Source organism: Nocardioides oleivorans (assembly GCF_004137255.1).
Classification (GTDB): domain Bacteria; phylum Actinomycetota; class Actinomycetes; order Propionibacteriales; family Nocardioidaceae; genus Nocardioides; species Nocardioides oleivorans.
In genome coordinates this window covers 1,658,901-1,680,102 of sequence record NZ_SDWT01000001.1, presented here as the reverse complement: position 1 = coordinate 1,680,102, position 21,202 = coordinate 1,658,901, and the positions used below count along the sequence as shown (strand labels likewise).

18 protein-coding genes are annotated in these 21,202 nt (G+C 73.0%); 12 read left to right on the top strand and 6 right to left on the bottom strand.

Features of this window, described 5'->3' with window-relative positions; genetic code table 11:
• Position 1: 1 nt before the first annotated feature.
• Positions 2-1,081 (bottom strand): NAD-dependent epimerase/dehydratase family protein, encoded by a 1,080-nt coding sequence (locus EUA93_RS08015; protein ID WP_129399646.1) that lies wholly within the window; start codon positions 1,079-1,081, stop codon positions 2-4.
• A gap of 60 nt (positions 1,082-1,141) precedes the next feature.
• Between EUA93_RS08015 and EUA93_RS08010 the strand changes: the two genes are divergently transcribed.
• Positions 1,142-2,074 (top strand): DMT family transporter, encoded by a 933-nt coding sequence (locus EUA93_RS08010; protein ID WP_129399645.1) that lies wholly within the window; start codon positions 1,142-1,144, stop codon positions 2,072-2,074.
• A 13-nt stretch (positions 2,075-2,087) separates the two neighbouring features.
• Here EUA93_RS08010 and EUA93_RS08005 read toward each other — a convergent pair whose 3' ends face one another.
• Together EUA93_RS08005 and EUA93_RS08000 are read right to left on the bottom strand one after the other, a co-directional pair.
• Entirely contained in the window at positions 2,088-2,912 is an 825-nt protein-coding gene (locus tag EUA93_RS08005; RefSeq protein ID WP_129399644.1) for a hypothetical protein, read from the bottom strand.
• 116 nt (positions 2,913-3,028) lie between these two features.
• Positions 3,029-5,209: a HelD family protein gene (locus EUA93_RS08000; RefSeq protein ID WP_129399643.1), complete on the bottom strand. Its 2,181-nt coding sequence runs from the start codon at positions 5,207-5,209 to the stop codon at positions 3,029-3,031.
• A 184-nt stretch (positions 5,210-5,393) separates the two neighbouring features.
• On the opposite strand from EUA93_RS08000, the gene EUA93_RS07995 reads away from it, so the two are divergent.
• The gene (locus EUA93_RS07995; protein ID WP_129399642.1) at positions 5,394-6,398 is read left to right on the top strand and encodes a hypothetical protein; all 1,005 of its coding nucleotides are present in this window, start codon (positions 5,394-5,396) and stop codon (positions 6,396-6,398) included.
• Between the two features lie 28 nt (positions 6,399-6,426).
• A complete protein-coding gene (gene gndA / locus EUA93_RS07990) occupies positions 6,427-7,875 on the top strand; it encodes an NADP-dependent phosphogluconate dehydrogenase (protein ID WP_129399641.1) in 1,449 nt (482 codons plus the stop codon).
• A gap of 9 nt (positions 7,876-7,884) precedes the next feature.
• On the opposite strand, the gene EUA93_RS07985 is transcribed toward gndA, so the two are convergent.
• Genes EUA93_RS07985 through EUA93_RS07975 form a run of 3 tightly spaced genes read right to left on the bottom strand, consistent with a single transcriptional unit; the run spans position 7,885 to position 9,785 of the window.
• A complete protein-coding gene (locus tag EUA93_RS07985) occupies positions 7,885-8,319 on the bottom strand; it encodes a DUF1772 domain-containing protein (protein ID WP_129399640.1) in 435 nt (144 codons plus the stop codon).
• A complete protein-coding gene (locus EUA93_RS07980) occupies positions 8,316-9,002 on the bottom strand; it encodes an SDR family NAD(P)-dependent oxidoreductase (protein WP_129399639.1) in 687 nt (228 codons plus the stop codon). Before EUA93_RS07980 ends, EUA93_RS07985 begins: the two co-directional genes overlap by 4 nt.
• Before the next feature lie 24 nt (positions 9,003-9,026).
• Entirely contained in the window at positions 9,027-9,785 is a 759-nt protein-coding gene (locus EUA93_RS07975; protein ID WP_338036344.1) for an enoyl-CoA hydratase-related protein, read from the bottom strand.
• A 104-nt stretch (positions 9,786-9,889) separates the two neighbouring features.
• On the opposite strand from EUA93_RS07975, the gene EUA93_RS07970 reads away from it, so the two are divergent.
• The 9 genes from EUA93_RS07970 (at position 9,890) to EUA93_RS07930 (ending at position 21,163) form a co-directional block, all read left to right on the top strand.
• On the top strand, positions 9,890-11,857 hold the full coding sequence (locus EUA93_RS07970) for a glycosyltransferase family 4 protein (RefSeq protein ID WP_129399637.1): 1,968 nt from the start codon (positions 9,890-9,892) through the stop codon (positions 11,855-11,857).
• Positions 11,858-11,918: 61 nt separating this feature from the next.
• Positions 11,919-13,460 carry a molybdopterin-dependent oxidoreductase gene (locus EUA93_RS07965; protein ID WP_207208629.1) on the top strand — a complete coding sequence of 514 codons (1,542 nt, stop codon included), beginning with the start codon at positions 11,919-11,921 and terminating at the stop codon, positions 13,458-13,460.
• Between the two features lie 206 nt (positions 13,461-13,666).
• On the top strand, positions 13,667-14,326 hold the full coding sequence (locus tag EUA93_RS07960) for a fasciclin domain-containing protein (RefSeq protein ID WP_129399636.1): 660 nt from the start codon (positions 13,667-13,669) through the stop codon (positions 14,324-14,326).
• A 27-nt stretch (positions 14,327-14,353) separates the two neighbouring features.
• On the top strand, positions 14,354-14,980 hold the full coding sequence (sigK, locus tag EUA93_RS07955; protein WP_129399635.1) for an ECF RNA polymerase sigma factor SigK: 627 nt from the start codon (positions 14,354-14,356) through the stop codon (positions 14,978-14,980).
• The gene (locus EUA93_RS07950) at positions 14,977-15,690 is read left to right on the top strand and encodes an anti-sigma factor (protein ID WP_129399634.1); all 714 of its coding nucleotides are present in this window, start codon (positions 14,977-14,979) and stop codon (positions 15,688-15,690) included. The genes sigK and EUA93_RS07950 overlap by 4 nt, the downstream gene beginning before the upstream one ends.
• The gene (locus EUA93_RS07945) at positions 15,687-17,687 is read left to right on the top strand and encodes an FAD-dependent oxidoreductase (RefSeq protein ID WP_129399633.1); all 2,001 of its coding nucleotides are present in this window, start codon (positions 15,687-15,689) and stop codon (positions 17,685-17,687) included. Before EUA93_RS07950 ends, EUA93_RS07945 begins: the two co-directional genes overlap by 4 nt.
• Entirely contained in the window at positions 17,684-19,057 is a 1,374-nt protein-coding gene (locus tag EUA93_RS07940) for an SAM-dependent methyltransferase (protein ID WP_275937864.1), read from the top strand. Before EUA93_RS07945 ends, EUA93_RS07940 begins: the two co-directional genes overlap by 4 nt.
• On the top strand, positions 19,054-20,364 hold the full coding sequence (locus EUA93_RS07935; RefSeq protein ID WP_129399632.1) for an SAM-dependent methyltransferase: 1,311 nt from the start codon (positions 19,054-19,056) through the stop codon (positions 20,362-20,364). The genes EUA93_RS07940 and EUA93_RS07935 overlap by 4 nt, the downstream gene beginning before the upstream one ends.
• A gap of 7 nt (positions 20,365-20,371) precedes the next feature.
• Positions 20,372-21,163 (top strand): DUF1295 domain-containing protein, encoded by a 792-nt coding sequence (locus EUA93_RS07930; protein WP_242497284.1) that lies wholly within the window; start codon positions 20,372-20,374, stop codon positions 21,161-21,163.
• The last annotated feature ends 39 nt before the right edge of the window (positions 21,164-21,202 follow it).

Genomic DNA, 21,202 nt, shown 5'->3' with positions numbered 1-21,202 from the left:
GTCAGTCGAGCTGGGTCGCGATCCACTCCTGGAGCCCGGCGACGCCGTCGCGGAGGCTGACGCGGGGCTGCCAGTCGAGCTGGCGGAGGGTGACCTCGACGTCACAGGACGCGTGCCGGACGTCACCGTCGCGGTACTGGCCGGTGACGTGCGGCTCGGGCGCGTCGTGGTAGCGCGCGACCTCGCGGGCGAGGTCGCCGATCGTCGTGCGCACGCCGCTGCCGACGTCGACGGTGCGCACGTGGTCGGCCGGCTTGTGGGCGATCGCGGCGACCAGCGCGCTGACCACGTCGTCGATGTGGACGAAGTCGCGGGTGATCTCGCCGTCCTCGTAGAGCGGGATCGACCGACCCTCGCGAGCCAGCCGCGAGAAGAGCGACACGATGCCGGTGTAGGGGTTGGACAACGACTGGCGCGGGCCGTAGACGTTCTGCAGGCGCAGCACCGAGAGCCGGGTGTCGTGCGAGCCGGTCCAGGCCGAGAGGATCTGCTCCTGCGCGAGCTTGGTGGCGCCGTAGACGTTGATCGGGCTGGGGTGCGTGCCGAGGACGGTGTTGGGGACGTGGGCGGCGCCGTCGCCGTGGTCCCACGCCCCGGACTCGAGCTGCGCGTGCGTGCGCAGCCCGGGCTGGAAGGTCGAGCCGTCGACGTTGCGCCACACGCCCTCGCCGTAGACCGCGCGCGAGCTGGTCAGCACGAAGTGGCTCGGCACGTGGCCCGCGCGGGTGAGCGCGTCGAGGAGCTGGGTGGTGCCGACGACGTTGACCATGCCGTGCCGCGTGCTCTCCGAGAGGGACTGGGCCGTGCCCGTCTCCGCCGCGAGGTGTACGACGGTGTCGGGCCGCAGGTCGGCCACGACGGCGTCCAGGTCGTCGGCGCTCGTGACGTCGCCGACCCGCAGGTCGACGGAGGCCGGCAGGTCGGCGGGCGGCTCGGAGCCGGGGTGCACCTGCGGGTGCAGGTTGTCGAGCACGACCCACTGCTCCGCGGAGTCCGCGAGCTCGCGCGCGAGCGTCGTGCCGATGAAGCCGGCACCGCCGGTGACGAGGACGCGACCGCCTGCGGTTCCTGGAGCTGCCATGCGTCTCACCCTAGGAGGAATCGGCGAGGGACGCGGGTCAACCACTGGAAGACTCCGCCCATGAGCCAGACCACACACCTCAGGGGACTGGCCGAGGTCGCGGCGGCGAGCGTGCTGTGGGGCACGGGCGGCCTGGCGGTGCAGCTGATCCGCGAGCACGACGCGCTGTCGCCGGTGACGATCAGCGCCTGGCGGATGGCGATCGCCGCCGCGGTGCTGCTGGTCGCGCTCGTCGCGCTGCGCCGGGTCGGTGAGCTCGTCGAGCTGGCCCGCGCCAGGCCGCGCCAGCTGCTCGTCGTGGGCGCCGGCACCGCCGCCTACCAGGGCTTCTACTTCGTCTCGGTCACCCAGGTGGGCGTCGCCGTCTCGACCGTCGTGAGCCTCGGCCTCGCGCCCGTGCTCCTGACCGTGGCGGAAGCGGTCCGCGATCGCCGCGCGCCCGCACCCGGGCGGCTCGGGGTGCTGGCCGCGGCGCTCGCCGGGCTGCTGATGGTCAGCGTCGCCGGGCACGCCTCGTCGACCGGCCCGGCCCCGGTCGCCGGTGTGCTGCTCGCGATCGCGAGCGGGACGACGTACGCCCTCACCACCGCTGCCGGGGGCTCCATCAGCAAGGAGTCCTCGCCGCTCGTGCTCACCAGCGGCATGACGCTGGTCGGCACCGCCGTCCTGCTGCCGTGCACGGCGCTCGTCGAGGGCCCGCACGCCACGACCGACCCCGCCGCGCTGGCGTGGCTGGCCTACCTCGGCGCACTGACGATGGCGCTGGCCTACGTCCTGCTCTACTCCGGGCTGCGGGTCGTCGCGCCGAGCACCGCCGTCACCGCGAGCCTGGTGGAGCCGGTCACCGCCGCCGTGGTCGCGGCGATCGTGCTCCAGGAGTCGCTCGGCCCGGTCGCGGTCGTCGGGATCCTGCTGGTCCTCGGAGCGGTCGCCGGCCTGGGTCGGCCCAGCGCGGCGGCGGTGCCGGTGCTGCCGGACCCGGAGCTCGACTGAGAGCCGGAGAGGGCTAGGGAACCTTCACGTCGAGCGCGACCCAGTCGACGAGCATGCTCGACCGGGTGCCGCCGGCGACGGCGTACTGCGCCTCGACGAGCTTGTTGGAGAGCCGCAGGTGGAAGGGGGCGGTGTTGCCCGGCACACGGCGCGCGTCGGGCGAGGAGGCGACGGAGTAGAGGACGTTACCCTGGCCGTCGACGGCGGTGTAGGTCGTCGTGTCGCCGCCGATGGTGAACTCGGCGGTGTACTGCCAGTAGGACTCCCACGGCATGGCGCCCGCCGGGAACGCCTGTGTCACCGGCCACAGCTCGGGACCCCGGCCGGTGGCGACGCACGCGTTGCCGACGGTGTCCGGCGCGTCGTCGTAGCAGATGTGCGAGCCGAGCTGGGCGCCCGTCGGCTTGAGCGGGCCGTAGCTCTCGATGACATCGATCTCCCGCGGGTCGACGCCGTTGGGGTGCTGCACCCAGAACGCGGCATAGCTGCTGCCGGTGTCGGGCATGAGCAGGCTCGCGGTGACCTTCACCTGCGTGCCGACCGGGAGGGTCCAGCCCTGGTTGGTGCGGATCTGCGCGACCTGGCCGACGTCGAGCTGGCCGAGCCCGTTGGGCAGCGCCGGGGTCTGGCCCAGCATGGTGTGCCACTGGTCGACCGGCGCGCCGGCGGGCGCATCGAAGTCGTCGCGGAAGACCGTCTCCCAGCCCCACGAGGGTGCCGGGTCCGAGTCGACCGTGTCACCGCGCGCGATCGACGAGGAGGCCGGCACGGCGTGTGCCACGACGAGGAGGACTGCTGTCGAGAGCGCGGCGCCGAGGGCGCGGGCGAGCCGGGACATCACCCTCCCCAGGTGTCCGTGGTGTGCATGACCGACGGTCCCGTGTGACAGGTGGGACCGCGCGGGAGATGCTACGGAGACCGGCCAACCACCTCGAATCGGCGAGGCGTCGACGCTCAGCTGACCGTCGTGAGCAGCTGCGTCGCGCGGGTCAGGACGACGTAGAGGGTGGCCCGGCCGGTGGCGGACTCGTCCTCGATCTCCTGCGGAGAGACCACCACGATGCCGTCGAACTCGAGACCCTTGGTGTCGAGGCCGGTCAGCACGACGATGCGGTCCTCGCCGCTCGGCGTGACGCTCGAGTCGACCGCGGCGCGAGCCCCCGCGGCGTCGGCGGCGTGCTCGGGCCACGACGCGAGCCAGGCGTTGACCTCGGAGCGCCTCGCCACGGGTACGACGATGCCCACCGTCCCCTGGACCCGTCCGCTGGTCGTGGTGACGGCCTCGCGCACGGCGGCCTCGAGGTCGTCGACCGGGCCGACGACCTGCGGCTCCTCGCCCGTGCGGCGTACGGCATCGGGGAGGTCGGCCTCGAGGCCCACGCGGCGGGCGTAGTCGGCGGCGAAGGCGTAGATCTCGGCGGAGTTGCGGTAGTTGGTGGAGAGGTGGAACTCGTGGAGCTCCTTGCCCTCGAGCGCCTCGGCGCGCGCGGCGGCGGCCTCCGGGGCGTCGGGCCACGACGACTGCGCGGGGTCGCCGACGATCGTCCAGCTCGCGGTGCGGCCGCGGCGTCCCACCATCCGCCACTGCATCGGCGTGAGGTCCTGCGCCTCGTCGATGAGGACGTGGGCGTAGCCGTCGTCCTCGATGCGGTGCGTCGGCGCCGACCAGGCGAGCCCGCCGGGGGCGTACTCGCGCTCCGAGATCGTGGTGAGCTCCTGGAGGTCGACGCCGCCCTCGAGCAGGCCGGTCTCGTCGAGGTCGCGCTCGTCGTCGGTGCGCTGCGGCACGTCGCCGAGGGCGTAGCGCAGCTCGTCGAGCAGCGGCACGTCCTCGATGGACGGACCGGCGGCGCCGTCCCACGACTTGAGCAGGAGGACCTGCTCCTCGCGGGTCACGACCCCCTCGCCGACGCGCGCCAGGAACTCGGGCTCGCGCAGCCAGCCGAAGACGGTGGGGGCGTCGAGCGGCGGCCACCACGCCGAGGCGAACTCGACGAAGCCCGTGTGGCCGAGCATGTCGTCGTCGAAGGCCTCGCGGCCGCGCTCGCGACCACGCTCGCCGGTGACCTGGCGCCACATCGCGTCGAGCAGCGTCTTCGCGACCCGCGGCAGCTGGCGGTTGCGGCGGCCCTGCGACATGAGCTGGCGGCGCAGCCGGCCGAGCACGCCCGGGTCGAGCACGATCGTCTCGTCGCGCCAGTAGATGCGGAAGCTCGTCGGGGCTCCCGGCGCGTGCTGGCGCGCGGTGCGGCGGAGCAGCTCGGCCATCTTCGTGGCGCCCTTGACGTCGGCGACGGCGGGCTCGTCGTGCCGGGTCGCGCGGAGCCCACCGACGACCTCGCCGAGGGAGCGCAGCGCGACGGCGGTCTCGCCGAGGCTGGGAAGGACGCGCTCGATGTAGCGCATGAAGACGCCGCTCGGTCCGACGACGAGCACGCCGCCACCCTCGTAGCGGCGACGGTCGGAGTAGAGGAGGAAGGCGGCGCGGTGCAGCGCGACGACGGTCTTGCCGGTGCCGGGTCCGCCGGAGATCGACACGACGCCCTTGCCGGGCGCGCGGATCGCCTTGTCCTGCTCGGCCTGGATGGTGGCGACGATCGAGTGCATCGACCGGTCGCGGGCCCGGGAGAGCTGCGCCATCAGGGCGCCCTCGCCGACGATCGGCAGGTCGGTCCCGATCTCCTGGTCGAGGAGCTCGTCCTCGACGCCGATCACGGTGCGGTGCTGCGAGCGGAGGACGCGACGGCGCACGACCCCGGACGGGGTGGCGGCGGTGGCCTGGTAGAACACGCCGGCGGCGGGGGCGCGCCAGTCGATCAGCAGGACGTCACGGTCCGCGTTGCGTACGCCGATGCGGCCGATGTAGCGCGGCAGCGCGTCGATCGCGGGGTCGAGGTCGAGGCGGCCGAAGACCAGCCCCTCGTGCGCGGCGTCGAGCTGGGCGATGCGCTTGGCGGCCTGGAAGACCATCGCGTCGCGCTCGACGAGCCCGCCCTCGTGCTCCAGCTTGCCGCGCTGGTGGCCCTCCGCGGCGAGCGCCCTGGCGCTCCGCGTGGACGCCTCCAGCTGCACGTAGACCTCGTCGACGTAGTGCTGCTCCGCCGCGATCTCGCGCGCCTCGAGCTCCTCGCTCACTCCAGCTCCTCATCCCCCGAAACCGACTGCCCGTACCCAGCGGGCAGACCGTCAAGAGTACCGGCGAGGTCCCCCGACCGCCGACTTACCGCGAATCCGTGGAACCGCCGTCACACGCTCGTCGTCCTCCTGTCACCGGGGCACCGGTCGGAGCCATCCGGTTGGATGGGCCGGAGGAGGGGCGATGGAGGACGAGCAGCCGGCACGCCGGGCGCGGTGGGTCGTGCCCGTCGCTGTCGCGGCGGTCGCGCTCGTGGTGACCGGGGCGTTCGCGCTCCCCCGCCTGGTCGACCGCGGGTCCGGACCCGCGGCCGCACCGACGACGGACTGCGTGGCGACGACCGACGCGCGCCCCACCGACATCGGCAACGGACAGGTGAGCTGGGTGCGCTTCTGCCCGCCCGCGGGGCCAGGCACCGCGCAGCTCCTGCGTCACCCGCAGGGCGTGGTGACCGGCGACCTCGCCGCCTCCATCGCCGGCACGCTGTGGGAGACCCAGGCCGACCGCCCGGTGTGCGACGCGGGCGAGGCGGCAGCGGGCCCGGCCGGACCTCCCGGCCACTTCCGGATCGAGGTCGGGCTCGCCGACGGTCGTGTCGCCGAGCTGGCCGGTGACGTCGGCTGCAGCACCCGCGACGCGCTGCTCTTCAGCCAGCTCGAGACGACCCTGCTCATGGACGCCGCGTCGCGCAGCGGCAGCACCGGTGCGCCGGTGCCCGACCCGGTGACCTGCCCCGAGCGGCTGACCACCGAGGAGACCAACCGCGACGGCGCCTCGGCCGACCAGCTCGTCGAGACCGACCCCGGGACCGTCGACCAGCCCTGGCTCTCCACCACCCCGATCCTGGCGATGCCCGCGGTCGCCGTCGACGTGTGTGCCTACGCCGGCCGCGGGCGCGGGCTGCGGCTCGTCGAGCAGTGGCAGGGCGGGTCCGCCCAAGCCGAGCAGATCCGCTCGACCGCCACCGTCGCGCACTGGCGCGGCGCGATGGCCGACTGCGACGTGGACCGGCCGCGACCGTCGTACGTCGTCGTGCTCACCGACGCCACCGGCACCGCCCGCACCCTCACCATCGACGGCCGGGAGTGCGGCGCCCTCGACGCCGCGATCGGCACGCCGGCCACCGACACCTGGCTCGGGCTCGCCGCCCAGGCGCTGATCGACAGCGTGGCGTCGAGCCGCACCTGAGTGGGACGGCCGTCGTAGGTTCGGACGCATGAGCAACGACGCACGCGCCACGATCGGACTCACCGGCCTGGCGACCATGGGCCGCAACCTCGCACGCAACATCGCCCGCAACGGGCACACGATCGCGGTGCACAACCGGACCACGGCGAAGATGACCGCGCTGGTCGACGAGTTCGGCGACGAGGGCGACTTCGTCGGGTGCGAGTCGCTGGAGGACCTGGTCGCCGCCATCGAGCGGCCCCGGGCGGTCGTCGTGATGGTCAAGGCCGGCGAGGCCACCGACGCCGTGATCGACGAGCTGGTCCCGCTGCTCGACGAGGGCGACATCGTCGTCGACGCCGGCAACGCGCACTACCGCGACACCCTGCGGCGGCAGGAGGCGTTGAAGGAGCACGACCTGCACTTCGTCGGCATGGGCGTCTCCGGTGGCGAGGAGGGAGCGCTCAACGGCCCCTCGATCATGGTCGGCGGGTCCGACCACGCCTACGAGGTGCTGAAGCCGGTGGTCGAGTCGATCGCCGCGGTCGTCGACGGCACGCCGTGCTGCGCGCACATCGGCCCCGACGGCGCCGGCCACTTCGTGAAGATGGTGCACAACGGCATCGAGTACGCCGACATGCAGCTGATCGCGGAGTCCTACGACCTGCTGCGCTCGGTCCTCGACCTCGAGCCGACCGAGGTGGCGGACGTCTTCGAGGAGTGGAACGGGGGTGACCTCGAGTCGTTCCTCATCGAGATGACGGCCGTCGTCCTGCGCCACACCGACGCCGAGACCGGCAAGCCCTTCGTCGACGTCGTGCGCGACGCGGCCGAGCAGAAGGGCACCGGACGCTGGACCGTCCAGGACGCCCTCGACCTCGGCGTGCCGATCACCGGGATCGCCGAGGCCACCTTCGCCCGCTCGCTCTCCGGCCACACCGAGCAGCGCGCCGCTGCCCGCGAGGTCTTCTCGACCACGCCCGAGGGCACCGACGTCGACCGCGACACGTTCGTCGACCAGGTGCGCGCCGCGCTCTACGCCTCCAAGGTCGTCGCCTACGCCCAGGGCTTCGACCAGATCGCCGCCGGCGCCGAGGAGCACGGCTGGGACATCGACCTCGGCGAGGTCGCGACCATCTGGCGCGGCGGCTGCATCATCCGCGCCCAGTTCCTCGACCGGATCCGTGAGGCCTACTCCGACGAGCCCGACCTCACGACCCTGCTGACCACCCCCTACTTCGCCGACGCGGTGAAGGACGGCGTGGACTCCTGGCGGGAGGTCGTCGTCGCGGCAGTGCGCGGCGGCGTACCGACTCCGGCGTTCTCGTCGTCGCTGGCCTACTTCGACGGCCTGCGCCGCGAGCGGCTGCCCGCCGCCCTCATCCAGGCGCTGCGCGACGACTTCGGCGCGCACTCCTACGAGCGCGTCGACCGCGAGGGCACCTTCCACACCCGCTGGGCCGAGGACGGCCGGCCGGAGGAGCAGCTCGACGCGTAGTCGACCGGCTCAGCCCGACCAGGAGAGCCAGGCCGCCCCCACGAGGCAGACCAGCGCCCCGGCCGTCCGTGCCCGGTCCGCGCGGACCAGGCGTTGCAGCAGCGGTTTCCGGGCGGCGGGCGACACCCGCGACAGTCGGCCGTGCAACGGGGCCGCCACGAGTGCCGTCGCCAGGACCGACACCACCCCGCCTGCCAGAGCGACCCACGTGCCGGGCGACCGTGGCTCGGCGAGGAGCGTCCAGGCGAGCAGCAGGACGAGGCCGGCGTAGATCCCCACGGCCAGCGGTAGGACCCGCCGTGAGTGCCGGTCGTGGGCGTGCTCCCACCCCTCGGGCGGGACCTCCGCCAGCGCCGGGTAGACCAGCACCGAGATCGTCAGCTGGAACCCCAGGTGCAGCGACGCGGCCAGCAGCAGCCAGGGGGCCGGGTCGGCCGGGCTCACCCGAAGGCGCTCGCGGCGAGGTCCGTCTCGCCCGCGACCAGCGCGTCCACCACGCGGCGGGCCACCTCGGCCGGGTCCTTGCCCACCGGCAGGTCGGGCGCGCTCCCGGCCAGCGGACGCGTCGCGAGCCCCGTCTCGGTGTGCGGCGGCCGGACGTCGTAGACCTCCACGCCCGCGCGGCGCAGCTCCGTGCGGAGGGCGGTGCCGACGGCGCTCAGCGCGGCCTTGCTCGCCGAGTACGCCGCCATGCCGGGCAGCGCCCGCTCGGCCACGACGGCGCTCACCTGCAGCACGAAACCGCGCGACTCCGTGAGCAGCGGGAGCACCCGGCGCAGCAGGAAGACCGGGCCCACGACGTTGGTCAGGAAGAGCTCCTCCACGACCTCGTCCGGGGTGTCCGCGAGCGGGCCGAAGGCGACGATGCCCGCGGCGTTCACCAGCCCGTCCAGCCCACCGAGACCCTCCCGTGCGCCCTCGACCACCGCGTCGCCGAGGCTCGCGTCGCCGAGGTCGCCGACGACGACGGGCGCGTCCAGCCCGAGGCCCTCGAGGCGTTCGCGGTCGCGACCCACGAGCAGCAGCCGGGCGCCACGACCCGCCAGCTCGCGCGCGAGCAGCGACCCCAGCACGCCCGAGGCGCCGACGACGGCCACCCGCGCGCCCTCCAGCTCACGACCGGCCATGGTCCCGACCCTAGCCCGGTCGTCTCATCGGGGGCGGGAGAGGAACGCCGTCATCGCCTCGCGGGCCTCGTCGCTGGCGAAGAGCCGGGCGCTCGTGGTGGCCATCTCCTCGCCGAGCGCGTCGATGCGTGCGACGAGGTCGCGGTTGAGGATCCGCTTCGACTCACGCAGGCCCTGGGGGGCACCGGTCGCCAGGCTCGCGCAGACCGAGGAGACCTCGTCGTCGAGGGCATCGGCCGGCACGGCCTTCGTCACCAGGCCGTACGCCGCCGCCTCGGCGCCGGTGAACACCTCGCCGCCGAGGGTGGTGAGGGCAGCGGCGCGCGGGCCCATCCGATGGTGGACGGTGAGGCTGATGATCGCGGCGGCGAGGCCGAGCTTGACCTCGGTCAGGGCGAAGGTGGCGTCGTCGGCGCTGATCGCGATGTCGGCGGCTGCGATGAGGCCGATCCCACCGGCGCGCACGGCACCGAGGTTCTTGGTCACGACCGGCTTGTCGAGCGTGGCGACCAGCCGCTGCAGGTCGACGATCCGGCGGGCGCCGACCTCCATGCCCTCCGTGCTCGCCTCGGCGAGGTCGGCCCCGGAGCAGAAGACCTTGCCGGAGCTCTGCACCAGCACCACGCGTACGGCCTCGTCGGCCCCGGCCCGCTCGAGGTGGCCGAACAGCTCGGTGACCAGCTGCCTGCTCAACGCGTTGCGGTTGGCCGGGCTGTCGAGGGTGATCGTCGCGATGGCGTCGTCGACGGCGTAGTGGACCAGTTCGGCGGGAGCATCGGTCATGCCCAGCATCCTGCCCCACCGCACCGGGACCTCGGCGGCAGCGGCGCGGCCCGCGGTGCTGCAACAATGCGCAGCGTGTCGATCACGAAGACGTGCCCGCAGCGATGACCGAGCAGCACCCGGACAGCCGTGGGCGGCGGCCCGACCTGCGTCGTGGACTGCGCGGCTCCCTCGACCTGCCGGCGACGACGATCCAGCACCCGGAGCGCGCCGAGGTCGGCGGCTGGGTCTACCACCAGCGCTCGGACGTCGTCCTCGTCGTCGTCCTGGCCGACGGCCGGATCGTCGGCACGGCCGCGTGCGACATCGAGCGCGAGGACGTCGCCTCCGCCCACGACGCCGCACCCCTGCGGTCCGGGTGGTCGGCCGTGGTGGACCTCGGGCAGGTCGGCGAGGAGGTGACCCTCTCCGCGCACGCCCTCGTCCGGAGGCTCTCGCGGACCGGTGAGGACCAGACCTCCGTGCTGCTCCCCTTCGCCGAGCGCACCATCGACGTGGCCCGGGGTGGGCTCGTCCGCGGCGAGGTGACGTTGCCCGACGAGGTCGCACCGGGCACGCTGCGGGTGACGGGCACGGCCGACGTGCGGCCGTCCCTGGCCCGCGTCGAGGTGCAGGTCGACGACGCCGCGCCGGTGCGGGCCCGGCACAGCCTCCCGAGCAGCGCAGCCGCCGGGGCGGGCGCCGAGGAGCGCGTGCGCGGATTCGCCGCGACCCTCGAGATCCCCGACGGGGCGACCGAGGTCGCGCTGCGCGTCTCGGCCGTGACGACGGACGGCACGCGGGTCGAGCTCGCGTCCTCGACCGTCCCCGTGCTCGACGATCCGTCCACCGCCCGGGGCGAACGTCTGCGCGAGGTGCGCGACGAGCGGCTGACCCGCTACGTCGACACCCTCCGCGACACCTTCCCGCGGGGCCGTCGCGTGCTCGTGGCCGCACACGACCTCGGCGTCGGCGGCGCCCAGAACTACCTCGACGACATCATGCGCGGTCTCCACGAGCGCGGGGTGGAGATGTGCGTGGTGGCCGGCAGCGGTGGCGCCCTGCTGGAGCGCATCGAGACGACCTACGGCGCGCCCGTCCTCGTGGTGGGCCCGCCGCCCGAGAGCCCCGAGCTGATCGCGACGCGGGTGCAGCTCGTGGCGGGCTTCGCCCTCGAGCAGGGTGCCGCCGCCTGCCTGGCCAACACCCTGGTCAGCTTCCCGGCCGTGCTGGCCGCGTCGCGACTGGGCCTGCCCACGACGTGGGCCATCCACGAGAGCTTCGCCCCGGCGGTCCTCTGGCACGAGTACCTGAACCGGCAGGCCGACCCCGCCGTCGTGGCAGCGACCGAGCAGGCGCTGGCGAGCAGCGACGAGGTGATGTTCGTCGCCGAGTCCACCCGGCAGATGTACGCCGACCTCGTCCCCGCGGCGTCCTCCGCGCTCGTCCCCTACGGGCTCGACATCGCCGCCACCGACGCGTTGCTCGCGGAGACCCCCCGGGAGCGGGCCCGTGCCGAGCTCGGCATCCCCCTCGACCGGCGCGTGCTGCTCTGCGTGGGCTCGGTCGAGCCCCGCAAGGGCCAGCTGGCGCTGGCGCGCGCCTTCCGGCGGCTCGGCAACGTGGCCGACCACGCCTCCCTCTACCTCGTGGGCGCCACTCCCACCGCCTACACCGAGGCCCTCCGCTCCTACGTCGACGACGCCGGACTGTCGAACGTCCACGTCGTCGACTCCGACCCCGACGTCATGCGGTGGTACGCCGCGGCGGACGTCCTGGTGTCGGCCGCCGACGTGGAGTCGATGCCTCGCACGATGCTGGAGGCGATGCTCGCGGGTCGTCCGGTTGCGGCCGCCTCCGTCTTCGGCGTGCCGGAGCTCGTCGAGGACGGGGTCAGCGGGTGGCTGTGCGAGCCCGGCGACCTGGCCGCGCTGACCGACCTGCTGCGTCGCGCCGTGACGGCCGGCACCACCCAGCTCAAGTCCATGGGCGCGGCCGCCAGGACCCGCGTCCAGGAGCGCCACTCCTCGTCCGGCTTCGTCGACCACGTCGCGACTCGGCTGCAGGGCTGGCTCGGGGAGAGCCCGCGCTGACCCGAGCCGCACTGCCAGCCGCGCGACCCATCCGGACGAGCGTCGGCGACGAACTCTCGCCATGCAGACCCCTGGCAAGCGATCGATCTGGCACGTCCTGCGCTTCGCGGCGTACGGCGTGCTCGCGACCCTCGTCGGGCTCGCGGCCGCCCACCTCGTCGCGGCCTTCACGATCCCCGCCGCCTCGCCGGTGCTCGCGGTCGGCTCGACCGTCATCGACCTCACGCCGACGCCGCTGAAGGAGTTCGCGATCCGGCAGTTCGGCACCGCCGACAAGCTGGTGCTCACCGGCTCGGTCACGATCGTCGTGCTGCTCCTCGCCGCGCTCGCGGGCGTCGTCGCCCGCAAGCGCGAGACACTCGGTCTGCTCATCATCGTGGGCCTCGCCGGCGTCGCCGGCGTGCTCGCCGTCCTGCGCCCGCAGTCCGGGCCGCTGGACCTCCTGCCTGCCCTGGTCGCCGCGATCGTGGGCGCCACGTCGTTGTGGTGGCTGCGCCGCGTCGACGGCCAGGCAGACCGTGGGACGTCGGACAGGGCCGACGGACCCACTCGGCGCGGGGTCGTGCTGGCCACCGGCGGTCTCGCCGCGGCCGCAGTGACCATGGGGGCGCTGGGCCGCTGGGTGACGTCGTACCGCCTCGGCGGCACCGACATCGCACTGCCGGCAGCCACCGACCCCGCGCCGGCCTTCCCGCAGGGCCTCGAGAAGATGTACGACGGCATCTCGCCGCTGCGCACGCCCAACGCGGACTTCTACCGGGTCGACACCCGCCTCACCGTCCCGGCCGTCGACGTCGACTCGTGGACGCTGACCATCGACGGCGACGTGGAGAAGGAGGTCACCCTGACCTTCGACGACCTCGCCGCGATGGACGTCGTCGAGCGCGACATCACGCTCACCTGCGTGTCGAACGACGTCGGTGGCCCCTACGTCGGCTCCGCGCGCTGGCTCGGGATCCCGCTCAAGGACGTGCTGGCGAAGGCCGGCATCGACGCCACGAAGGCCGACCAGATCCTCTCCACCGACGTCGACGGGATGACCATCTCGACGCCGCTCGACGTGGCGCTCGACGGCCGCGACGCGATCATCGCGATCGGCATGAACGGCGAGCCCCTGCCGCGCGAGCACGGCTTCCCGGCGCGCATGGTCGTGCCCGGGCTCTACGGGTTCGTCAGCGCCTGCAAGTGGATCACCCGGATGACCCTGACGACCTACGACGCCGAGCAGGCCTACTGGACCGAGCGCAAGTGGGCGATCGACGCGCCGATCAAGATCTCCAGCCGGATCGACACCCCGAAGCCGCTGTCCAGCAGCGACGCGGGCAAGGTCATCATCGGCGGCGTGGCCTGGGCACAGGGCGTCGGCATCGAGAAGGTCGAGGTCCGCATCGACGGCGAGGCCTGGCAGCCCGCCACGCTCGGGACACAGGTGACCGACGACTACTGGCGTCAGTGGTACCTCGAGTGGGACGCCGAGCCGGGCCAGCACTTCGTCGCGTGCCGCGCGACCAACAAGGACGGCGACGTGCAGACCGACGTCCGCATGACGCCGTTCCCCGAGGGCTCCTCGGGCATCCAGGAGATCTCGCTCAACGTGAGCTGATCGACGCAGCACAGCTCGCCGCCGGGCGGTGAGTGACGCAGGTACTGAGCCTCCAGGACCTGCGTCACTCACCGCCCGGCGGCTTTTCCCAACGTTGGACGAACTTTTTCTCCGCTGGCACCCATCCGTGGATGGGACCGTGCCGAACACCTCTCGACAGCGGGCCTCACGGCCCCCACGAATGGCCCCAACCGAAAGGCAACGCCATGAACACCAAGCTCCGCACCCGCACCCTGGGTATCGCCGCGATCGCGCTGACCGCCTCCATGAGCCTGGCGGCCTGTGGCAGCGACTCGGACACCGACAGCACCGCGTCCGACACCACCAGCTCGTCGCCGTCCGAGACCACCTCGGAGACGCCCTCGGAGACCACCTCCGAGACGCCGGCCGCCGACGACGCTCCCTTCGGTCCCGGCTGCGCCGGTGTCCCCACCTCCGGTGAGGGTTCCGTCGAGGGCATGGCCGACGACCCGGTCGCCACCGCCGCCTCGAACAACCCGCTCCTCAAGACGCTCGTCGCCGCGGTGACCGAGGCCGGCCTGGTCGACACCCTCAACTCGGCCGAGAACCTGACGGTCTTCGCGCCCACCGACGACGCGTTCGCCGCCATCCCGAAGAAGGACCTCAACGCCCTCCTGAAGGACAAGGAGGCCCTGACCCAGGTCCTGACCCACCACGTGATCGGCGAGCGCCTCAGCCCCGCCGACCTCGCCGGTGAGCACGAGACCCTGGCCGGCGACATGCTGACCGTCGACGGCTCCGGCGAGGACTTCACCATCGGTGACGCCTCCGTCGTCTGCGGCAACGTGCAGACCGCCAACGCGACCGTCTACGTCGTCGACCAGGTCCTGATGCCGCAGATGTGATCGTCCTCCGACGACCACACTGCAAGGATGACTGACGTGGACCACGTGAGGCCCGTACCGGACGGGGCGCCCCAGGACAAGATCCAGGGCGCCCCGTCCGGGGGCGACGCACCCAGGCTGGCCGAGCTCCTGAGCAAGGCGGCCCTCGGTGACGAGACCGCCTTCGCCGCGTTCTACGACGCGACGTCGGCCCGCGCCTACGGCCTCGCGCTCCGCGTGGTCCGCAACCCGGCCCATGCCGAGGAGGTCACGCAAGAGGCCTACCTCGACGCGTGGCGCTCCAGCACCAGGTACGACGCCGACCGCGGCAGCGCGGCCGGCTGGCTCCTCACCATCGTCCACCGCAAGGCGGTCGACCGGGTCCGCTCCGTCGAGGCCGCCACGGCTCGCGACGAGGGCTGGAACCGCGACACCACCCCGGTCGACCACGACCAGACCTCCGAGTCGGCCCACGCGTCCCTGGACGCGGCGCGGGTCCGCAGCGCGGTCGCCACGCTCACCGACGTGCAGAGACGCGCCGTGGAGCTCGCATACTTCGGTGGCTACACGCACACGGAGGTCGCCACCCTCCTCGATGTCCCGCTCGGGACGGCCAAGACACGAATACGCGACGGACTGATCCGCCTGCGAGACCTGATGGGAGTTGCCTCATGAGCGATCTGCACAAGCTCACGGGCGCCTATGCCGTGGACGCGCTCGACGAGCTCGAGCGCACCCGCTTCGAGCGCCACCTCGCCGAGTGCGAGGACTGCCGCGCCGAGGTCGCAGAGCTCCAGGAGACGGCCGCACTGCTGGCCGAGTCCACCGCCGTCGCACCCCCGGCGTCGCTGCGCACCTCCGTGCTCGCCGGGATCTCCCAGGTCCGCCCGCTCCCGCCCGTCGTACCCGTCCCGGTCACGACCTCACCGGCGGCAGTGCGGCACCGCTTCCCTCTTCTCGTGGCTGCCGCCCTGGTCCTGATCGCCGGCTTCGGCGCCGTCGTGTGGCAGCCCTGGTCCGACCCGGCGCCCCAGCTCACCGCAGCGGAGCAGGTCCTGCGCGCCTCCGACGCGCAGAACGTCTCCCTCGACCTGGGCGACAGTGGCAAGGCCACGGTCACCCGCTCCAAGGAGCAGGACAAGGCCGTCATCGTCACCGACGGCATGGCCCTGGCACCCTCCGACAAGGTCTACGAGCTCTGGCTGATGGACGCCGAGGGGAACTTCACCTCGGCCGGACTCATGCCCGACGCCGCCGACCAGACACTGGTGCTCGACGGCCCGGCCGGTGACGCCGCCGCCGTCGGCATCACGGTGGAGCCGGACGGAGGCTCCGAGCAGCCCACGACCCAGCCCATCGCCCTGTTCGACCTGGAGTCGACGTGACCCAGACCCCGCAGCGCCGGATCGCCGTCGTCGGCTCCGGCGTCGCGGGACTGACTGCTGCCTGGATCGCCTCCCGCACCGCGCACGTCACGCTCTACGAGGCCGACGACCGCCTGGGCGGGCACGCCGACACCCACCGTGTCGCCACCCCCGACGGCGAGCTCGCCATCGACACCGGCTTCATCGTGCACAACCGTCGTACGTATCCCACGCTGCTGCGCCTGTTCGCCGAGCTCGGCGTCGAGACCCAGCCGTCGGAGATGTCGCTGTCGGTCAGCGACGCCGGCACCGGGGTGGAGTACGCCGGTGCCCTCGGCGCCAAGGGCCTCTTCGCCCAGCGGTCGTCGCTCACCTCGCGCGACCACTGGCGGATGCTGGTGGAGATCCCGCGCTTCCACCGCCGCGCCAGGGCCCTCCTCGCCACCTCCTCGGACGACGGCGGCGACGACGACGACCAGACCCTGCGCGACTTCCTGCGCGAGGGCGGCTTCACCCCGGGGTTCGTCCGCCACTTCATGGAGCCGCTCGTCGCGGCCGTGTGGTCGTGCGACCCGGCCACGTCGCTGGACTACCCCGCTCGCTACCTCTTCACCTTCCTCGAGCACCACGGCATGCTCGGCGTCTTCGGCTCGCCCGAGTGGCGCACGGTCACCGGCGGCTCGGTGCAGTACGTCGCCAAGGTCGGCGCCGGCCTGCAGGAGATCCGCCTGGACACCAAGGTGACGTCCGTGCGCGAGCTCGCCGACCGGGTCGAGGTCACCGACGGCAGCGGCACCACGACGTCGTACGACGCCCTCGTGATCGCCACGCACCCCTCGCACGCGCTCGGGATGCTCGAGCAGCCGAGCGACCTCCAGCGCGAGGTCCTCTCCGCGCTGCCCTACAGCAGCAACCCGGCGCTCCTGCACACCGACACCTCGCTGCTGCCCTCCGCCGAGGGCGCCCGCGCCTCGTGGAACTTCTTCCGCCCGGAGGACGAGAACGGCGCGGTCACGGTCACCTACGACCTCACCCGCCTCCAGCACCTCCCCACCGACACCCACTACCTCGTGACCCTCGGCGGCGAGGACCTCGTCGACCCGGCCACCGTCATCGACCGGATGGAGTACGAGCACCCGCTCTACACCCCCGAGTCCGTAGCCGCCTCGCGCCGGCTGCCGGAGATCAACACCGACCGGATCGCGTTCGCCGGCGCCTACCACGGCTGGGGGTTCCACGAGGACGGCGCGCGCTCCGGCCTGGTCGCCGCGACCCACCTCGACCTGCCGTGGGTCCGCACGACCCACGCGGTTCCGCGGCCCGGTCGCTTCGAGACCGTGGTCCGCCACACCCGTCGTACGCCGTTCAAGCGGACGTTCGAGCACCGCTCGAGCCTCTGGCTCGTCGACATCGACGACCTGCCCTCGCACGGGCCCCTCGCCAGCTTCGAGGCGCGTGACCACCTCGGCTCGCCCGAGAGGTCTCTGCGCGCCAACGTGGAGGCGTTCCTCGCCCAGAACGAGGTGGCGCTCGGCGCCGGCGGCGGCACGATCATGATGGCCGCCCAGCCCCGCTCCCTGGGCTACGCCTTCAACCCGATCAGCGTCTTCTGGTGCTTCGACGACGAGGGCGCCCAGGCCGCCGTGGTCGTCGAGGTGCACAACACCTACGGCGACCGCCACGCCTACCTCGTCCACCCCGACGAGCAGGGCCGCGCGCGGACCGACAAGGCGATGTACGTCTCGCCGTTCCACGGCACCGACGGCGCGTACGACATCGCCGTCCCGATCCCGACCGACCGGCTCCACGTCGCCGTGACCCTGCGGGGCCATGACGACGGCGGCTCCGCGCCCTTCAGCGCGAGCCTGACCGGCACCCGCAGCGACGTCCCCGTCCGCAGGACCCTCGGCGCCGCGCTGCGCGGCAGCGCGCTGATCCGGGCGCACGGCATCTGGCTGTGGGCCCGGCGGCTGCCGATCCGTCCACGACCCACCCACTCCCAGGAGGGCGTGAAGTGACTCTCGACAAGACGCGGCCCGACCGCGCCCAGAACCCCAACCCCAGCCAGGGCGTCCCCGCGCTCGAGCAGCTGCGCCGCGGTCCCCGCACGGCCGTCTCCGCGGCCGTCGCGAAGCGCCTCTTCCGCGCCGCCGTCGGCCGTCTCGCCATCACCGTCGTCGACGAGCCCAGCGGGAAGACCTACGGCCGGGGCGGGCCGACCATGCGCCTGCACCGTCCCGACGAGTTCTACGCCCGACTCGGCCGTGACGGCCTCATCGGCTTCGGCGAGGCCTACCTCACCGGAGCGTGGGACGCCGAGGACCTCGCCGGCTTCCTGACCGTGCCGGCCGCACGGATGGCGACCCTGATCCCCGAGCCGCTGCAGAAGCTCCGCGCCTACGTGACCCCTCGCCTGCCCGACCACCACCGGAGCACCGAGGCCAACAGCCAGGCCAACATCTCCCACCACTACGACCTGTCCAACGACCTCTACGCGCTCTTCCTCGACGAGACGCTGAGCTACTCCTCGGCGCTCTTCGACACCTCGACGGTGCAGGCGGGCGCCGGTCCGGGCTCCGTCGGCGACCACCTCGTCGCCACGCCGCCCGAGCCGAACGACCGGCCCGACCCCGCACTCCACCACGAGGACCTCGCCGAGGCGCAGGGCCGCAAGATCGAGCGCCTCCTCGACGAGGCCGGCGTCACCGAGGGCTCCCGGGTCCTCGAGATCGGGACCGGCTGGGGCGAGCTCGCCATCCGCGCCGCCCGTCGCGGCGCGACCATCCACTCGATCACGCTGTCGGTCGAGCAGCTCGAGCTCGCCGAGGAGCGCATCGCCGCCGCCGGCCTCACCGAGCGGTGCCGCCTCGAGCTGATGGACTACCGCGCGCTCGGCGCCGACGGGGCGACGTACGACGCCGTGGTGTCGGTCGAGATGATCGAGGCGGTGGGCGCCGAGTTCTGGGGCACCTACTTCGAGACCATCGACCGGGTGCTCGCTCCCGGCGGCAGGGTCGCGATCCAGGCGATCACCATGCCGCACGACCGGATGCTCGCCACCCGCGACGGCGAGACCTGGATCAACAAGTACATCTTCCCCGGCGGCTTCCTGCCCAGCGTCGAGGTGATCGACCAGATCACCCGCGACGACACGTCGCTGCGGCTCACCGGGCAGCTCGAGATGGGCAGCCACTACGCCGAGACGCTCCGCCGGTGGGACCGCCGCTTCCTCGCGCAGGGCGACGCCGTCCGGGCGCTCGGCTTCGACGACGTCTTCATGCGGGTGTGGCACTTCTACCTGTCCTACTCGCAGGCCGGCTTCGCGAGCGGCTACATCAACGTCTCGCAGCTGACCTTCACCCGCGAGAACCAGCAGGAGAACCAGTGACCCAGACCGCCCAGCGGACCACCACCCACGAGGGCGTCGCCCACCAGCTCGCCGAGGCCGTCCGTCCGTTCATCGGCGGCGACCTCCCGGTCCGGCTGCAGGCCTGGGACGGCTCGGTCACCGGTCCCGAGGACGGCCCGCTCGTCGTGCTCCGCTCCCCCGACGCGCTGCGGCGACTGCTGTGGCACCCGGGCGAGCTGGGCGCCGCCCAGGCCTACGTCACCGGCGAGCTGGACGTGCCCGAGCAGGACGGCTGGGACCTCTCGGCCGCGCTCACGCACGCCTTCGCGGTGGGCAGGGAGCGCGGCCTGTCCGGCGTACGCCTCTCGCCCCGCGCGCTCGTCGACGCGATCCGCACCGCCGCCGGCCTGGGCGCGCTCGGCCGGCCGCCGGCTGCGCCCGCCTCGCAGGCGCAGATCAAGGGCAAGCTGCACAGCCTGGCCCGTGACCGGTCGTCGATCAGCCACCACTACGACCTCTCCAACGAGTTCTACTCGCTGATCCTCGAGCCGCAGATGGCCTACAGCTGCGGCTACCACGCGACGCCCGACGTCCCGCTCGAGGAGGCGCAGCGCGCCAAGCTCGACCTGGTCTGCACCAAGCTCGGCCTGGAGCCCGGCATGCGGATGCTCGACGTCGGTTGCGGCTGGGGCTCGCTGTCACTGCACGCGGCCGAGCACTTCGGGGCGCAGGTCACCGGGGTCACGATCGCCGCGGAGCAGAAGAAGTTCATCGACGCCCGCATCGCCGAGCGCGGGCTGCAGGACCGGGTCGAGATCCGGCTCCAGGACTACCGCGAGGTGCCCGAGCGCGACCACTTCGACGCCGTCGGGTCGCTCGAGATGGGCGAGCACGTCGGTGCCGGCAACTACCCGACCTACGTCGAGGTGCTCCGCCGTGCCGTGAGGCCCGGTGGACGCGTGCTGGTCCAGCAGATGTCGCGGCAGGGCGTCGGCGGTGGCAAGCACCCCGGCGGCGGCCCGTTCATCGAGTCGTTCATCGCCCCCGACATGACCATGCGCCCGGTCGGCGAGACCGTCGACCTCATCGAGTCCGGCGGCCTCGAGGTCCGTGACGTGCACGCCCTGCGTGAGCACTACGTCCTGACCGTCGCCGGCTGGATGGAGAACTTCGAGGCCAACATCGAGCGCCTGACCGAGCTCGTCGGCGAGGAGGTGGTGCGCGTGTGGCGGCTCTACCTCGTCGGCGGCGCGCTCGCCTTCCGCGACGGCCGGATGGGCGTCGACCAGATCCTGTCCGTGCGTCCGGGGGCTGATCACACCCTTCCCGCCGTGAGGACCTGGTGATCTCGTCGTGATCCAGGTGCTCGTCGCGCTGCTCGCCGCCGTCGGCGTCATGGGGGTGGCGGCGGCGGTGAGCAAGCGGCAGGACCGCGTCGCCGTCGTCGACGTCGCATGGGGGTCGTCGTTCGTCGCGGTCGCCATCGTCCTCGCGCTGGTCTGGCCGGACACCCACTCGTGGCTGCTCGCGCTGCTCGTCGCCGTGTGGGGCGGCCGGCTCGCCTGGCACATCGCCCGCCGCTCGCACGGCGCCGGTGAGGACCCGCGCTACGAGAAGATGCTCGGCGGACCGGGCTGGCACGCCGGGGCGGCCCAGGTGCTCGTACGGGTCTTCCTCACCCAGGCCGCGGTCGCTTTCATCATCTCCGCCCCGCTCCAGGCCGCGGCCATCGTCGACGTGCGCTGGTGGCCGGTCGTCTGGCTCGGCGTCGCCGTCTGGGCCGTCGGCCTGTTCTTCGAGGTGGTCGGCGACCGGCAGCTGTCGGCCTACAGGGCACGGCCTCGCGATGCGCGACCGAAGATCCTCGACACCGGCCTGTGGGGCTGGACCCGCCACCCGAACTACTTCGGCGACGCCTGCGTGTGGTGGGGCCTCTGGATCGCCGGGGCCGTCTCGCTCGGCTGGGTCCCCGGCCTGGTCACGGTCTTCGCACCGGTCGCGATGACGTTCTTCATCCGCAACGTGACCGGCGCCAAGCTGCTCGAGAAGACCATGTCGCAGCGCGAGGGCTGGAGCGAGTACGCCGACCGCGTCCCGCTGTTCTTCCCCCGCCCGCCTGCCGGTCGCGGCAAGCGCCGCGCCTGACCGAGCCGGGCCGTCGTACCCACCGGTTAGCGTCGCCTC

Excerpts from the sequence above, each read along its gene's own strand:
- EUA93_RS07950 (WP_129399634.1), top strand. The coding sequence starts at position 14,977 with ATGAGCGATCTGCACAAGCTCACGGGCGCCTATGCCGTGGACGCGCTC.
- EUA93_RS07960 (WP_129399636.1), top strand. The coding sequence starts at position 13,667 with ATGAACACCAAGCTCCGCACCCGCACCCTGGGTATCGCCGCGATCGCG.
- EUA93_RS07995 (WP_129399642.1), top strand. The coding sequence starts at position 5,394 with ATGGAGGACGAGCAGCCGGCACGCCGGGCGCGGTGGGTCGTGCCCGTC.
- EUA93_RS08005 (WP_129399644.1), bottom strand. The coding sequence starts at position 2,912 with ATGTCCCGGCTCGCCCGCGCCCTCGGCGCCGCGCTCTCGACAGCAGTC.
- sigK (WP_129399635.1), top strand. The coding sequence starts at position 14,354 with ATGACTGACGTGGACCACGTGAGGCCCGTACCGGACGGGGCGCCCCAG.
- gndA (WP_129399641.1), top strand. The coding sequence starts at position 6,427 with ATGAGCAACGACGCACGCGCCACGATCGGACTCACCGGCCTGGCGACC.
- EUA93_RS07975 (WP_338036344.1), bottom strand. The coding sequence starts at position 9,785 with ATGACCGATGCTCCCGCCGAACTGGTCCACTACGCCGTCGACGACGCC.
- EUA93_RS07980 (WP_129399639.1), bottom strand. The coding sequence starts at position 9,002 with ATGGCCGGTCGTGAGCTGGAGGGCGCGCGGGTGGCCGTCGTCGGCGCC.
- EUA93_RS07965 (WP_207208629.1), top strand. The coding sequence starts at position 11,919 with ATGCAGACCCCTGGCAAGCGATCGATCTGGCACGTCCTGCGCTTCGCG.
- EUA93_RS08015 (WP_129399646.1), bottom strand. The coding sequence starts at position 1,081 with ATGGCAGCTCCAGGAACCGCAGGCGGTCGCGTCCTCGTCACCGGCGGT.
- EUA93_RS08010 (WP_129399645.1), top strand. The coding sequence starts at position 1,142 with ATGAGCCAGACCACACACCTCAGGGGACTGGCCGAGGTCGCGGCGGCG.
- EUA93_RS07970 (WP_129399637.1), top strand. The coding sequence starts at position 9,890 with ATGACCGAGCAGCACCCGGACAGCCGTGGGCGGCGGCCCGACCTGCGT.